Source organism: Devosia sp. XGJD_8, from assembly GCF_046614475.1.
Taxonomy (GTDB): Bacteria; Pseudomonadota; Alphaproteobacteria; order Rhizobiales; family Devosiaceae; genus Devosia.
On the sequence record NZ_JBKJHF010000001.1, the window covers coordinates 600,551 to 615,170 of the forward strand.

Consider the following 14,620-nt stretch of genomic DNA (forward strand, 5'->3'; position numbering starts at 1 on the left):
CCGGTGTCTTTCCGGAAATGTTCTTCAGATGTCGAGTAGCCGTGGGAGAAGCACGGTACATGCTTAGCGCGTAAAATCCTATGGGTCGTGGGCAGGTTATAATAACGAAGATTAGGCAATCTAAAGGAGGGTGATCTAACGGCGGAGGTCTTTTATGCAAAACCTTACAGCTTGGGCGCTCGCAAAGGCACAAGACATCGTTGAATGCGAAGGCTCAGCGCTGGTCACCTGCGCACATCAGCTCCAGATATTCGAGATAGAGGCAGAGAGTACGCTTTTGGCGGTCGCAATTTCCGATGCCCTTCTTGAAGCATTTTCCTTGGGAATTGCATCTGCGGCAGAGGAGGAGAATGCGCCAAGCCCGCTTCCGAAAGGGCAAGTCATCTGATGCCGCACCGGTGCCCGTGGCAATGGCTACGGGCCGGGCCAGAAATGATTTGAGTCCGCAATATTCAAAGGGACAATCAAAGGGGAACGCGAAGTGGCGGCAGTTCAGAGGCCCATTGCTGTTTCACTTGGTCAGCCGCCTCGCAATTGCGTGTCACTCATCCCCAGGTCCAATTGCCCGTCGGCCGATCCAAATGGCCCCAAGCCGTAATTCGCGATGCTTGGTTCTCCATGCGGAGAGGCTCACGTTGACCTTGCCCCGATCTTCGCCGAGCACCAGACCACAAATCTGACGTCCGCTGGTAGCCGACGGTCGCGGCGACTTGGAATACCGGAACGGGGCGCGTCTCTGCCAGGCAGCAGTCGACCCCATTTTAGCCATTCAGGCCGCCTTTTCGATATCCTGAAAGCTGACGGGTCTAGGCCCACGGTGGTAATCTGCATGGCGGATGGCTCCTTTGCTCGAGTTGCCTGATAGCAAACCCACTTTGGCACTCAGATGCCGGGAGCGGGAGCCATACACCTCATCTGAAATGGGGCGCTATGGGGACGCGAGTGAACGCGTCCCCATGGTTTGTTACCGAGGCCGTGCCGTCTTCCAAAGCGAATAGAAAACACCGCTGGCCAGGATCACCGCAGTGACACCCAGCGACCACTCGGCGGGGAATTTCTCCCAACCCAGCATGTCCGCTACGAAGATCTTCGAGCCAATGAAGACCAGGAGGATCGCGAGCGCCTGCTTGAGATATGCAAAGCGGTGGATGATGGCGGCAAGCGCAAAATAGAGCGCGCGGAGGCCGAGGATGGCGAAGATGTTGGACGTGTAGACGATGTATGGATCGGTGGTGATGGCGAAGATGGCCGGCACCGAGTCCACGGCAAATATCACATCGGCGATCTCGATCATGACGAGCGCCTGAAATAGCGGCGTCATGTAGCGCACCATCCGCCCGCTCTTTGGGTTGAGTTGGCGAACGAAGAAGCGATCCCCGTGCAGGCTTTCCGTGACGCGGAAGCGCCCCTTCATAAACAATAAGATCGGATTTCGGCTGAGGTCGGTTTCCTCGTGACCTGTCATCAGCATGCGGATGCCGGTCAAAATGAGGAAGGCTGCAAAGATATAGAGCACCCAGCCGAATTCGGACACCAGCGTGGCGCCAAAGCCGATCATGATCGCCCGCAGGACGATAACGCCAAGAATACCCCAGAACAGCACGCGATGCTGGAGCTGGCGCGGGATAGCGAAATACCCAAAGATCATCGCGATGACGAAGACATTGTCCATGGCGAGGCTTTTCTCGACCACGAAGCCAGTGAGGTATTCGACGCCCGACCGGGCGCCCAACTGCCACCAGACGAAGCCACCAAAAGCCAGGCCGAGCGCGAAATAGAAGCCTGAGAGCAAAAGGCTCTCGCGCACGTCGATTTCGTGCCCATCGCGATGCAGCACGCCCAGGTCAAAGGCCAAAAGGGCAATCACAAGGCCGAGGAAAGCCAGCCACATCCAGAGCGGCTGGCCCAGAAAGAGGCCGGTCAGAATATCCATCTGCGCGCCTCGCCGCCGAGAGGTTCAAGCCCGTTGAGGCTCACAATGCGCCTCCCGCGAGGCCGAGGGCCCGTTCGACGCGGTGGAGTGCACCCAGTTCGACTGGATGCACCAGGCCATCGGCCGTGATCACCTGGTGGCAGATCTGCCGGATCGACTGGCGCTCTTCGCTGCTGAGTTTGCTGGCCGAGAGGGACGAAAGGGCCCGCTGGTCGGCGGTATGAGGATCGTAATCATAGGCGCGGCCATACTCTGACAGTTCCTGGGCGAGCTCGGTGACCGAGAAACCTTTCTTCGCCGTGCTGGCGATGAAAGCTTCGACCAGCGTTCGCCTCTCAGCCAGTTCAAGCCGGCCATCCGCGTGGGCAATCACGGCGACTGCAGCGACGAGGGCCTGAAAGAACTGTTCGGCTGTCGCACGAACAGCATCCTGATGCATCTCGTGCGCAGCGGCATCCTGACGGGCCCTTAGGCGGGCGCCGCGCAGGAAAATATCGTCGTTCTGAATGTATCTGTCTTTGCTCATGCATAACTCCTCTCATAGTGCCGCTCGAGGGGGCTGAGGGAGTGCGCATGGAGACCTTGGACGACGATCGGGCACCAGACGCAGATGCCCGCGGGCCCTGCCGAGGTGATCCGACATCGCGGGCGGCCATTGCCGCCGACGCCAGAGGGGCCCGGTCACGCCATTCAAGATTGGTATGGGAAAATAGAGCGGCAAGAGGGCAACGCCGATTTTTTGTCAGGCAAGCCAGTGCGACGCCGCGGCAATCAGTTCCTCGGAAACCGGGCTCTGGAATTGTCGCTGGAATGTGAGAGCATAGAAGGTCTCTTCGATGCCCGGCAGCCGGACGACTTCGCGCAGGCTGCCGGCATCGAGTTCGTCGCGCACGACAATGGCTGGCAGCGGGGCAAGACCGATGGCCTCGCGGGCCATCAGACGCAGCATGGCCATGTCGTCCACTTCCGCCACGACCGAAGGCACGATATCGAGGCGGGCACAGAGCGCATCGAACTCGGTGCGGATATTGCTGGCGCCGGTCGGCAGGATCACGCCATGTGCCATGAGGGCCTCAGCAGGGGTTGTTGCAAAGCAACCAAGCGCGGGCGAACCAAAGAGGCTGATGGGCTGGCGCGCCAGCCGATGGGCCACTAGACCATCCGCATACCCCGTGCCGGGTGCTGCATTGCTTAGCACGACATCGAGGTCCAGCCGGCGCAGCATCCCCGTCAGCTCAACCAGGCTCCCCGATGTCAATACGACCTCGAGATCCGTACGGCCGAGACAGGGGCGCAGGAAATCGATCTGGAAATTGCGCGATAGCGTGGCAAGGGCACCCACTCGCAGCACCTGGCGGCGGCCGGACCCCACCCGCAGCGTCGTCAGCAGGTCCTCACCGAGGTCGAAGATGGCCTGCGCATGATCGAGTGCGATCCGCCCCGCCTCCGTCAGCACCAGGCGGCGCCCGACACGTTCGAAAAGTGCATGACCCAGCCGGGCCTCCAGCATCTGGATCTGCGTGGAGAGCGCAGACTGCGACACAGACAGATTGCGCGCCGCTCGGGTCAGGTTGCCTTCGCGGGCCACCGCCAGGAAATAGCGCAGATGATGGAAGTTGAGGGACGACATCATTCGAATTTAGGGAATGTTTCCATTCAATCAATGAATTTTATCGAACGAAAGCTTTGCGGTAGAGCGGCCTCAACCGAAATCCCACCCTAGGTTTTCCATGCAGAGCTTGCTGTCCCCCGCCGTCCTGTTCTTCGCTCTCGGTCTGCTCGCGGCGCTGATCCGCAGCAATCTGCAAATCCCCGAAGCGGTCAGCAAGGCGCTCGCAATTTACCTCATGGCGGCCATCGGCCTCAAAGGCGGGGTGCAGGTATCAGAGAACGGTTTTACGCCGGAGCTCCTGCTGGCCGGCCTTGCGGGTCTCGGGCTCAGCCTAGTGCTTCCCTTTCCCGCATATTGGTCCGTCCGGCGGCTGGGTGGGCTCGACAGGATGCATGCCGGGGCCGTCGCAGCCCATTACGGGTCGGTGTCGGTGGTCACGTTCGTAACGGGTGTTGCGGCGCTGGAGGCGGCAGGTCTGGAGGTAGCCGGGTTCATGGTTGCCGTGCTGGCCCTCATGGAAGCGCCGGCGATCCTGGTCGGCCTGTGGCTGGCCCGGCGCGCATCCAGTAAGGCGCCCGGATTGCGTCAACATGTCTCTCACACGCTGCGCGATGGTTCGATCCTGCTGCTGGCCGGTGGGTTCATCATTGGTCTCGTGGGAGGTTCCGCAGGTTTCGAACCGGTACGCCCGGTCTTCGAGGGAGCCTTTGGTGGCATTCTCTGCCTTTTCCTGCTCGACATGGGGCTGTTGGCGGGGCGCCACCTGGCTGGCACTGGCAGCGTCTCACCAAGGCTTGTCGCCCTCGCAATCGCGCTTGCCGTCACCAATGGCATGGTCGGAGTGCTGATCGGCATGGCAATCGGGCTTGATCCTGGTTCTGCGGCTGCGCTTGCCATTCTTGCCGGCAGTGCCAGCTACATAGCGGCTCCGGCCGCCATCAGGATGGCGCTGCCCGAGGTCGATCCCGGCATGCCGCTCACCATGTCCCTTGCCGTAACCTTCCCCTTCAATGTTATGGTCGCCATTCCTGTCCTGACCGCGGTCGCAGGATTTCTGGCCTAGGTCATGCGGCGATCCTGCTGGAATGGTGCTATCGAGTCCAGGGTGCAGTCGCGCCGCGTCACGGGCAGACCGACAGGCCGTAACGAACTTTCTTCTGACCCACGGATCGAGGACTCGCCCGGCGTGAACTAGTCAAATTCTACGTCCGCTTGCTCGCCTCAGCCGAAGCAGACCGTCTGTTTCCCCCCGAAGGACCGCTCAGGCTACCACCTCATGCTGGATAACAGGTAAAGCTAAGGTCCCAGGGTGTTCGCTGAGGGGGTCACTGTTAGCACCGCGCGTCCTACCTCGGAGCCATCTCGACGTTCAGGCGCAGTTCAGCCTCGCTGCGGTAGTAGGCGTGAAAGAGGAGGTCTCGAATGCTCAAATTGCGGGTACTGGCATTTGTTTGTGTGGCGCTGTTATCGGTGATAGGCGGGGTTGGCGCTGCGTCTGCCCAGGTTGTCCAAGGCGAGGAGCATTGCGTCATTAATGTGAGATCGTCAGACGTTCTAAATGTGCGTGAAAGGGGCCGCGCGAGGAGCAAGATAGTGACCACCCTGCGCTACGGCCAATGCGGCGTAATGGTCACCGGCGCTTGCCAGGGTTCATGGTGTCCGATCGAAGAGGGCCACTATGCTGGCTGGGTCAATAGCCACTACATTTCGATGGTTTCACCGGCGATGTACTGCGTGGCTGGGGTTCGCCCCGGCGACATGCTGAACCTTAGGGCATTCCCTTCGGCGAATTCGCGCATCCTCACCAAACTGTCCAGACGGCAGTGTGATATCTCGTTCCTGCCCTATGCCACAGCTGGCTGGCAAAAGGTGCGCCTCGGGGGTTACGAGGGCTGGGTGAACCGCAGATATCTCTCGGGGCAGTAGACCTCACTCACGCCAAGACTATCGCGACGAGCGCCTTGTCTGGGAGAACAAAGGGGCCATTCGTTTGCGCGCTGCATGCCCGCCCTGCGGCCGACATGAAATCGGGAGAAATACAATCTGATCGGGTTGGAAGCGGCGAAGCTCTATCTCTTTCGCGCAATACGCGCCAAAGCCTTCCGTGGTTATTTCTTGGATGTCGACGGACCCGCTGGGGCAAATTCGATACCAGATTTCGGCAACGTTCGGCAGCGTGTACGGTGGCCGCGTACGCCACATGTTAAGACGCTTGCCCCTAAATGGATGGGCAACGAGTGAGGACAAATGGCGAAACGGATGCAGAACTCCAGTGTGGTTGGCTGGGTGGCGTTCGGGATCATTGCGTTTGGTATTTTTCAGTTCGGGGCCCGGGCAACTCGGGTCGCGGCGCCAATGTCGCTACGCGCAATCGGCAACCTCCGGCATAACAGTGCAATCCCATTCTGCGTCCGCGCCGCTTGACATACCTCGCTTTGTCAATGTCGCCTCGCTCAACGTTCGTCACAGCACCTCGGGTGAACTGATCATGATGCTCCCCCGCGGGCCCGCCCTGCGAGTTCTTGATCGCCAGGAGGGATGGCTCTTGGTGGCTTTCAGTCCTACTCTTGAGGGCTGGGTCGCAGAGCGCCTCACGACAACCCAGGTGCTGCAGAAGCCCAACCTGTCCCCTGCATCACTGACGAGTTCGAGGTAGCACTTGCGGCTCCGGACGATGGGCGCGTGACGCCTACCGACCCTATTTCGGTCGATAGCCGTGTCTTTTCGGAACGTCGAAAGCGGCCGGAGTTAACACCGTCCCAAAAGGTGGCCGCATAGGGCGCTTGCCGCGCCAGGTGACATCGGCCCGAACTGTTGATCAGCCGTTGGCGATGACTCATCATGCGCCCGGTCAAGCTGCACGGCGATGGCGCTGTCTTGTTGGTCACTGTGAGTTGGCGTTCTAGCCGGTCGACCAGACTCCCCCTACGTCCTGGGACGACGCTCACTGGAAGATCTTCATGCCACCCAATCATGCATCCGCGATTATCCGCTGGGGCAATCGTCGAGACGAGCTCGGTGGTGGCTTGGAGCCTTCGACCAGCCTGCAATGGTGTCAACGATGCTGTTTGGTAGTTGGCTTAAACATCATGCTGGCATGGCCTCCGCGGAGGAAGGGGCCACCATGCAGCGGACTAAAGCCGAGCTAGAAAGGTGGCTGAGGATGCGAGGATAGAGTTATACTCAATAGACTTCCTGGCGCCCGTCCTATGCTCCAGGACCTTGATGCCATCGTTTCTCACCCCCAGCGGCGGATGCTTGAATGACAGACGACCAGCTCGCGGTTGCAATTGCGGAGACTACGCCCGCCATGCTCTGGATGGGCGACGCCGAAGGACGTTGCCTGTTTCTAAGCAGGGCGCTGCGCCGATTTTGGGGCGTTGATCCGCACCACCTGGACGACTTCGACTGGTCCTCAACCCTCCATCCGGATGACGTAGAACTGCTGGCCGCACCGTTCGGCCAGGCCATGGCGCAACACACGCCCTTTTCCGTCGAGGCACGCTACAAGAGAGCTGACGGTACGTTCCGGATTATGCGAACCGAAGCCAACCCGCGATTTGATCAGGATGGGCGCTTCCTGGGTATGACCGGGGTCAATACCGACGTCACCGAGCAACGAGATGCGGAAGAGCAGGCACGCTACCTCATGGGCGAGCTGAACCACCGCACGAAAAACCTTCTCACTGTCGTGCAAGCCATCGCACGCAATACGGCCCGCTCCACCGACACGGAGTCCTTTCTAGACACATTCTCCTCTAGACTTGCAGGCCTAGCCGCGAGCAATGACCTGCTTGTCTCCAAGGATTGGTCTGCCGTGTCATTGGGCGCTCTCGTCGGCGGTCAGTTCGATACAATCGGCGTTGCGCAGGATAGCCGCGTTACCTTTGAGGGACCGCTCATCCAAGTGTGCCCGCAACATGCTCAAACCATCGGAATGGCATTGCATGAGCTGGCCACCAACAGCCTCAAATATGGTGCACTTTGCGACCCGGCAGGTCGGTTGACGGTCAGCTGGGACCGTCTCTCACCAGCACATTGGCGGATGGAGTGGCGAGAGCACATCTCCAGGGAGGTGCCCACACCTGAAAAGAAGGGCTTTGGTCACGCCCTCATCGTGGACATGGTTGAGCGTGCGGTCGGGGGAGAGGTGCAGATGGAATTTGGCGCCCACGGACTTTTATGGGCACTGGAAGTCCGGTCATAGTGTCCGCCTCTCGACCGGCCTCGAAGGCCACTTCCGACCCTTTTTTGCCATTCAGACCGCCTTTTCGATTTCCTGAAAGCTGACGGCTCGCTGAAGTCAATCAATGTCGATAACGGGCTGGTTTGCTGGCTGACAGTTCTTGCTGACAGAGAAGGGGAAACTTCGGCCACCGCGGTCTTGACCTGCATCAACACACACCTCGTCCGCACCGCGTGCAAGAAGAGTCTATCAACATAAGGAAGATAGACATGAGGCGCATCTTCGCAATCGGAACCGCCGCCTCGATGGCGTCGGCGCTTGCCGGCTCCCCGGCTCTCGCGCAGGTCGGCTATGGCTTCGGCCCAGGTTACGGCACGACGCCCGGCTATGGCTTCGGTCCAGGCATGATGACGGGACCCGGCTACGGTCAGGGCATGATGGGTCAGCCCGGCCGCGGCCGCTACACAATGCTCGATGTCAATGAGGACGGGGTGATCAGCGCCGAGGAAGCCGCCTCGGCGGCGGATGAAGTCTTCACCGTCATGGACGCCGACGACGACGGGTTTGTGACCATGGAGGAGTACATGACCGTCCGGATGGGGCCGCAGACGGGCCACAATCCGAACCGCCAGGCGGCAATGCAGCAGGCCAAGGAAGATCGCTTTGCCGGCATGGATCCGCTTGCTGTCGATCGCAAGGTTGAAGAGCGGTCGGTCCATTCGGCCCTCGCGGTCCAGAAAGAAGCGGATCGACCCTATCTGGCGGACCTTTAGGCGCGCTTGGCGCCGACCTGTCTGCCGGCGTTCCAGGCAGGCCTTCCTGCCGCAGCAGGATCATACTGTGCGATACCCATAACGCTTCTCCTTTGGCCAAGGTGGCCCCAGGAGAAACGATATTGTTCTGGTCCAGAGGGGCGACCGACCCCATTTGATCCCCCGGCAAGCACGATAGCCGCCGGTACTTGGCAAACGGCCCGTGCTGGTCGGAACACAGGGGAGGCTGGGCCGTTCTGCAGTGATCAGTCGGAGGCCTCATTACGCAATGTCGATCATCGGATATCACGCTTCCCACGAGCAGGTAGATCCTGCCACCCTTCTCAAGGCTGTCGTCTGCGCGGAAAAGGCGGGGTTTGACGCTGCGATGTGCTCCGATCACTTTGCGCCGTGGAGTGAACGGCAGGGGCAGTCGGGCTTTGCATGGTCTTGGCTGGGGGCGGCACTGCACGCGACCTCGCTGCCTTTTGGCGTGGTGAATGCGCCGGGGCAGCGATATCACCCAGCAATCATTGCGCAGGCGGGCGCCACTCTGGCGCAGATGTTCCCCGGTCGCTTCTGGATGGCGCTGGGGTCCGGAGAGGCTGCTAACGAGCACATCACGGGTGATCGCTGGCCCGAAAAGGCGGTGCGAAATGCCCGCCTTGGCGAATGCATCAAGGTTATGCGTCAGCTCTTTGCGGGTGAAACGGTTACCCATCACGGCCTTGTCAGGGTTGATCGCGCCAAGCTGTGGACGCGGCCTGAGGCGCCACCGAGCTTGATTGGCGCTGCCGTCAGTCCCCAGACCGCCAATTGGGCTGGCGGCTGGGCCGACGGCCTCATCACCATCAACCAGCCTCACGACACCCTAAAGCAGATCATAGACGAGTTCCGCACGGGTGGTGGTGAGGGGAAACCAATCTATCTGCAAGTGCACCTTTCATATGCTGCCAGTGCCGAGGAGGCCGTCGAGATCGCTTTCGATCAATGGAGGTCGAACGTTTTCTCGCCACCAGTCTGCTGGGATCTTGAGCTGCCTGAGCACTTTGATGAGGTGTCCCGCTTCGTCCGCAAGGAGGACATGCATGCCTCCGTGCTAATTTCTCATGAGCCGTCCCGGTTTGTGGACGTGCTGGGCGAATTGGCGAGCCTGGATATTGACGGCCTCTACCTACATCATGTCGGACAGCAGCAGCAGGCCTTTATCGACACTTTCGGCGAACGGGTGCTGCCGCATCTCAAGGGACACTGACCATGGACATTTCGCAGACCGGTGATCTGTGGTGGAAGAATGCTGTCTTCTACTGCCTTGATGTGGAGACTTTTCGCGATGGGAACGGCGACGGTACTGGTGATTTCCGCGGGCTGACAGACCGCATCGACTATCTTGCCGGACTTGGCGTCACATGCCTCTGGCTGATGCCATTCTATCCAACGGCCAATCGAGACGATGGATATGACATCCTCGACTATTATGCAGTCGATCCGCGCTACGGCTCACTGGGAGATTTCGTCGAATTCCTCAGAACCGCACGCGATCGCGGCATTCGGGTGATCGCGGACCTCGTTGTAAACCATACATCCGCCGAGCACCCATGGTTTCAGGCTTCTCGCTCCGACAAGTCATCGCCCTTCCGGGACTGGTACGTCTGGCGTGAAGCGATACCGGAGGAAGCCTCGCAAAGCCTAGTCTTCCCGGACAAGGAAACCAGCAATTGGGAGCTGGATAAAGAGACCGGGGAGTACTACCTGCACCGCTTCTACAAGCATCAGCCTGACCTCAACATCGCCAACCCGGATGTGCGGGACGAAATCCTAAAGATCATCGGCTTTTGGCTGGAGCTTGGTCTGTCTGGCTTCCGCGTCGATGCCGTCCCCTTTCTGCTTGAAACAGAGGGTATAGCTCAGGCGATGGAGCTTGATCCTCATGATTGGCTGCGCAACTTGCGAAGCTTTCTGGGCCGCAGGCGGGGGGACGCGCTGCTCATGGGCGAGGTCAATCTCGAGTATGAAGCCGTGCGGGAATTCTATGGTGACAGTGGAGGCGACGAACTCCACATGTGTCTAAATTTCAATCTCAATCAGGCCCTTGCCCTTGCACTTGTGCGGGAGGACGCAGGCGCCCTCGTCCATAACCTGCGGGCCATGCCTGGACTGCCCATGGATGGCGCTTGGGCGAACTTCATTCGCAATCATGACGAATGGTCGCTCGACAAGCTCACTGAGGCTGAACGGCAGGAGGTATTCACGGCCTTTGGACCCAAGCCCAACATGCAGCTATTTGGACGCGGGCTCCGCCGGCGCCTGCCCACCATGCTGGACGGTGACCAGGCACGATTGAGGATGGCCTATAGCCTGATGTTCGCGCTCCCTGGTGCGCCAGTCCTCTTCTATGGAGAGGAGATAGGCATGGCTGAAAACCTCGCAATCGAAGGTCGTATGAGCGTCCGCTCGCCTATGCAGTGGTCTGACCGGAAAAATGGCGGGTTCTCAGAGGCGGCCTCAGACGCGCTCTGCCGTCCACTCATACGGTCTAAGAAGTGGGGGCCGTCAGCTATTAACGTCAGGGATCAGGAGCGCGATGGAGACTCGTTGCTGATCTGGATGGAGCAACTCATCCGCCACAGGCGCGAAATGCCTGAAATCGCGTTTGGCCAGTGGAGCCTCCTGCCGATCGCCGACCCAGCTGTGCTCGCCATGAGCTATGAATGGGGCGAGCGCAGATCGCTGGTCATCCACAATCTCAACTCCAGCGAAAAACAGATCACCTTTCAAATGGGATCCCGGCCCGACAAAACCTCTTTCGTCGATCGTCTTGGCGAGGGCGAGATAGACGTTCGAGGCGATGGCACCATAGCGCTTCATCTGGACGGCTATGGGTACCGATGGCTTGGGCTGCTTTGATGCGAACAGCTTGGAAGGACTTGTGTACCGTTCCGACCCGAGCATCAGCAGCTGCCAGATGGGGCAGGCCGCTATAAGCCAATGTATCAGTGTGAAAAATCAGCCCGACACATTGCATGGCACTGACTGCCACGCTGGGCGCATCCAACGAAATTTTGGTGACCGTCCCCACGCCACGATTCAGTCGTCGTTCAACGTTACGGAGGACGCCGCCATACGGTGAAAAGGGGCTTGAGGTGCGGCGCCCTCCATTCAAAAAGCCTAACGTTCCTAGCCCAATTTCGTCAACCTTTTGACACGAAGTTGTCATCATCCGAGTTGGACTATCGTGAAACGGCCGCGGGAACTCTGCGTTAGCACGGCATTAACCTCTCCGGCGAACACTGCCCATCATGAAGTCTCTCGACAATTTCTCTGTGCAGCCGGTGGACGCGAACGGCGTTCCGGACAAGGCAATCTGTATTCACGTGGCAGCGCGCAGTCCAATACAGGCGGCGGAGATTGTGTTGGGTGAAACCCTCGCAACGCAGGGCCCTGTGAGCAGGTTGAGAGCACTGGGCTGGAAGCTGGCTGAGGACTATACGCCAGTGAGAATCCCCCTGTTCTTTCCCTAACTGACCGTATGCGGTTCCAGGCGGTAGAGCTTATGCAGAGTCGCTTTCAGGCTTGGCACGCAGTGATGCGCTGATCGAGCCATCGCTTTCGAGAACCAGGTTTTCAATCTCAGTCACATCGCGACCTCCGGACGACCGCACGGCCGCCAACGCTTCCTCTTCGGTAATGCGTTCCCGCTGCATCGCGGAACTGCAGAAGGCACCAGCATGGGCGAGCAATGTCGGCTCAGAGCGCAAGACCTTGGCAAAGGTCTTGGAGCGGACCGACCAGTAGGTGACCGCAAACTGGAGGAATATGAGAAGGGCGAGTGCCGCCGCCCCTTCTGCCAGGGCGACGGATTCTTGCAGGATAATTGCCGAAAGCGTCGAACCCAAAGCAACAGTGACCACGAGGTCGAACGCGTTGAGCTTGGATAAGGTCCGTTTTCCGGAAATTCTAAGAAATAGAACAAGCGTGATGTACGCGAGTGCTCCAACCAGCAAGGTTCTCACGATACCTGACCAGTCCTGAAAGAACATAGCCAACCAGTCCATGAAGGCTCCCTTTTCTGCAATCACATAACTGTCCCCTACCGAGGAAGGCCCCAGTCCTTCCGGCCTTCCTTGGCATCGGTATCGAGGCCCAAGCCTTTTCCTGCTTCGGTGTCACCGCTTGCTCCCCCAAGGTCAAAGCCCGGCCGATCGACCTTCGCTTCACTCTTGTCGGGCTTGTCCTCGGTCTCGGGCTCGGCGTCACCCTTGGGCCGTTGGTTAGTCGGGATATCCTTGTATTCGTCCACCTGGACACCCGTTCCGTCCAGGCTCTGCCCAGGGCGTCTCGCCGCCTTGTCCCGGTTGCTGAGAATGTCTTCTTTCCGAACCTTTTCATCGTTGAGCTCGGTGGATGCGCCTGTACCGCTTTTCTGACCTGCCATCTTGGTTCTCCTGTTTTTGCATCGCGGAAGCGATGCCTCTTTAGGTCAACCGATGATGGTGGATAAGGATGCGTCACCAAACAGTGCGACGCATGACTGCCTCAGACGTGGGCGGTAACTCCGCGTGATTTTATACTCGCCAACCAAGATAATCGTCGGCTTTTGAGACGTATGGCGCTGGGAAAACCCAAAGGCGATCAGGCACCGGCAACCGGCAACTGCTGCGCAACTATGGCGTTGCACCTATTCCCCACCATTCCTTGGCAAACAGCGGAGAGCTCCAATGCAATACACGCGCTTTGCAGCAATGATCGTCACATCGACAATTGTGATGTTCGGGCTGATGTATCTGAACACCTACACAATTGAACACGTTCTTTTTAGCCAAACGCGATTTTGGATGGCCCTGCTCATGGGCGCGACGATGGCATTCATCATGCTTTTGTTCATGTGGACCATGTACAAGAACGTGGCCGCCAATATCGCCATTTTGATAGGCGCCCTTGTAATTTTTAGTGCTTCGCTATGGCTTGTGCGGAGCCAGGAGACGGTCACCGACCTGGACTACATGCGAGCCATGATCCCGCATCACTCAATAGCCATTCTGACCAGCACTCGGGCTGATATAAAAGATCCCCGCGTTAGGGAGCTGGCCAATGAAATCATTGAGGCACAAGTCCGGGAAATCGCCGAGATGAAACAGCTCATTGCTGATATCGAATGAAATCCCACGCCCATCTGTCCGCAATCCGTCACACTTCAAGGGCAGGTAGCCCGCCAGCAGCGCGGGCGGCCGGCCCACGAAGGCCACGGGGCCGTGGTTTCCTTCGATGATTGGTGGGCGTTGAGACCCCGCTCTTGTGCCGGATCATCGTAGGCGTTGGGCACTAACGTTCGGATTGTTGACGCGCTCAAGACCGGCTTCCGTTAATTCGGGACCGCCTTCTTTCTGCTCGATCAGGGCCATCGACAGCAGCTTTGCGAAGACCTGCGGGTCTATATCGAGGGGTTGCGTTGGAGACTGGAAGCGCGCGAGGGTCTTCAGTTCGTCGGGGGTGAGGTCGTCGTCGGTCATGGTGGCATTCTGGTTAACGTTGTCGTCCGTGCCAACATTCTCAGCAAGCTCGCGTTCCTTGCTGACCGAACATTTCCCTGCGGCGGCGGCTTCGATATAGGGACCAAGTTCTCACCAGTCATTTCGCCGCCGAGCGTGAGGTGGAGTCGTCGGTCATCGGTGGGCACTTATGTTTGCTTCGGCCATAAATGCGGAAGTAAGGCTCGTCGGTAAGGCCTAAGGCGTCCGGGAACGACTAGTACACCACAGCCATTTCCTCGTGAAGGAGATGGCGATGACCCAAGTGCCGACCACCGATCAGATTAGAAATACTATCGACAGCGGCGCAACGGGCGAGAAGGTGGCGTTTCCCGATCCTGCTGCGGTTCCCTTGGGTACCGACGCTGAAGCAGCCGGAGATCCACCGACCCGCACCGAGCGCGCTATCGAAGCCCAAGCTCAGATTGGGCAGCCGCCGCGCGTGGCTCCGAACGGTGTGACCATCTACCTGGCAGCCATTGCGGCCGTCGGTGTGGCGATCGTTCTCATAGGCGGGATGAACTGATGCCTGCCAACACAAGGCCGAAGAATGGTCTATGTCCTGGCTTCGGAGTGCTTCTAGGCGTCCATCTGAGGAGGAACTTGACC

At 59.1% G+C, this 14,620-nt stretch carries 14 protein-coding genes and 2 pseudogenes; 9 read left to right on the top strand and 7 right to left on the bottom strand.

The genetic code is table 11. The features are described from left to right. Positions 1 to 154 precede the first annotated feature (154 nt). On the top strand, positions 155 to 388 hold the full coding sequence (locus tag ACLI1C_RS02745; protein WP_411395324.1) for a hypothetical protein: 234 nt from the start codon (positions 155 to 157) through the stop codon (positions 386 to 388). Positions 389 to 964: 576 nt separating this feature from the next. Here ACLI1C_RS02745 and ACLI1C_RS02750 read toward each other — a convergent pair. From ACLI1C_RS02750 to ACLI1C_RS02760, 3 genes are all read right to left on the bottom strand, one after another. Next, a complete protein-coding gene (locus ACLI1C_RS02750; RefSeq protein ID WP_411395325.1) occupies positions 965 to 1,933 on the bottom strand; it encodes a TerC family protein in 969 nt (322 codons plus the stop codon). 40 nt (positions 1,934 to 1,973) lie between these two features. Continuing rightward, positions 1,974 to 2,459, bottom strand: coding sequence for a TerB family tellurite resistance protein (locus ACLI1C_RS02755; protein ID WP_411395326.1), 486 nt, complete (start codon positions 2,457 to 2,459; stop codon positions 1,974 to 1,976). A 216-nt stretch (positions 2,460 to 2,675) separates the two neighbouring features. Next, entirely contained in the window at positions 2,676 to 3,566 is an 891-nt protein-coding gene (locus ACLI1C_RS02760; RefSeq protein WP_411395327.1) for a LysR family transcriptional regulator, read from the bottom strand. A 97-nt stretch (positions 3,567 to 3,663) separates the two neighbouring features. Here ACLI1C_RS02760 and ACLI1C_RS02765 point away from each other — a divergent pair, with 97 nt between their 5' ends. The 4 genes and pseudogenes from ACLI1C_RS02765 to ACLI1C_RS02780 form a co-directional block, all read left to right on the top strand. Continuing rightward, positions 3,664 to 4,608, top strand: coding sequence for a sodium-dependent bicarbonate transport family permease (locus ACLI1C_RS02765; RefSeq protein WP_411395328.1), 945 nt, complete (start codon positions 3,664 to 3,666; stop codon positions 4,606 to 4,608). A gap of 359 nt (positions 4,609 to 4,967) precedes the next feature. Beyond that, positions 4,968 to 5,471, top strand: a complete 504-nt coding sequence (locus tag ACLI1C_RS02770; protein ID WP_411395329.1) for an SH3 domain-containing protein — start codon at positions 4,968 to 4,970, stop codon at positions 5,469 to 5,471. Between the two features lie 1,336 nt (positions 5,472 to 6,807). Continuing rightward, positions 6,808 to 7,752, top strand: a complete 945-nt coding sequence (locus ACLI1C_RS02775) for an HWE histidine kinase domain-containing protein (RefSeq protein WP_411395330.1) — start codon at positions 6,808 to 6,810, stop codon at positions 7,750 to 7,752. A 446-nt stretch (positions 7,753 to 8,198) separates the two neighbouring features. Next, positions 8,199 to 8,318: pseudogene (locus tag ACLI1C_RS02780) on the top strand (EF-hand domain-containing protein); the annotation flags it as partial. Between the two features lie 93 nt (positions 8,319 to 8,411). Here ACLI1C_RS02780 and ACLI1C_RS02785 read toward each other — a convergent pair. Beyond that, positions 8,412 to 8,584: pseudogene (locus ACLI1C_RS02785) on the bottom strand (integrase); the annotation flags it as partial. Positions 8,585 to 8,772: 188 nt separating this feature from the next. Between ACLI1C_RS02785 and ACLI1C_RS02790 the strand changes: the two are divergent. Both ACLI1C_RS02790 and ACLI1C_RS02795 read left to right on the top strand, forming a co-directional pair. Beyond that, positions 8,773 to 9,738, top strand: a complete 966-nt coding sequence (locus ACLI1C_RS02790; RefSeq protein WP_411395331.1) for a TIGR03885 family FMN-dependent LLM class oxidoreductase — start codon at positions 8,773 to 8,775, stop codon at positions 9,736 to 9,738. Between the two features lie 2 nt (positions 9,739 to 9,740). Then, complete coding sequence (locus ACLI1C_RS02795; RefSeq protein ID WP_411395332.1) at positions 9,741 to 11,390, top strand: alpha-amylase family protein; 1,650 nt, start codon at positions 9,741 to 9,743, stop codon at positions 11,388 to 11,390. A gap of 644 nt (positions 11,391 to 12,034) precedes the next feature. Here ACLI1C_RS02795 and ACLI1C_RS02800 read toward each other — a convergent pair. After that, positions 12,035 to 12,538, bottom strand: a complete 504-nt coding sequence (locus ACLI1C_RS02800; RefSeq protein WP_411398193.1) for a DUF421 domain-containing protein — start codon at positions 12,536 to 12,538, stop codon at positions 12,035 to 12,037. A 35-nt stretch (positions 12,539 to 12,573) separates the two neighbouring features. Next, entirely contained in the window at positions 12,574 to 12,918 is a 345-nt protein-coding gene (locus ACLI1C_RS02805; RefSeq protein WP_411395333.1) for a hypothetical protein, read from the bottom strand. A 283-nt stretch (positions 12,919 to 13,201) separates the two neighbouring features. Between ACLI1C_RS02805 and ACLI1C_RS02810 the strand changes: the two genes are divergently transcribed. Beyond that, complete coding sequence (locus ACLI1C_RS02810; protein WP_411395334.1) at positions 13,202 to 13,642, top strand: DUF305 domain-containing protein; 441 nt, start codon at positions 13,202 to 13,204, stop codon at positions 13,640 to 13,642. Between the two features lie 144 nt (positions 13,643 to 13,786). Here ACLI1C_RS02810 and ACLI1C_RS02815 read toward each other — a convergent pair whose 3' ends face one another. After that, entirely contained in the window at positions 13,787 to 13,993 is a 207-nt protein-coding gene (locus ACLI1C_RS02815) for a hypothetical protein (RefSeq protein ID WP_411395335.1), read from the bottom strand. A 274-nt stretch (positions 13,994 to 14,267) separates the two neighbouring features. On the opposite strand from ACLI1C_RS02815, the gene ACLI1C_RS02820 reads away from it, so the two are divergent. Then, the gene (locus tag ACLI1C_RS02820; RefSeq protein ID WP_411395336.1) at positions 14,268 to 14,537 is read left to right on the top strand and encodes a hypothetical protein; all 270 of its coding nucleotides are present in this window, start codon (positions 14,268 to 14,270) and stop codon (positions 14,535 to 14,537) included. Positions 14,538 to 14,620 lie beyond the last annotated feature (83 nt).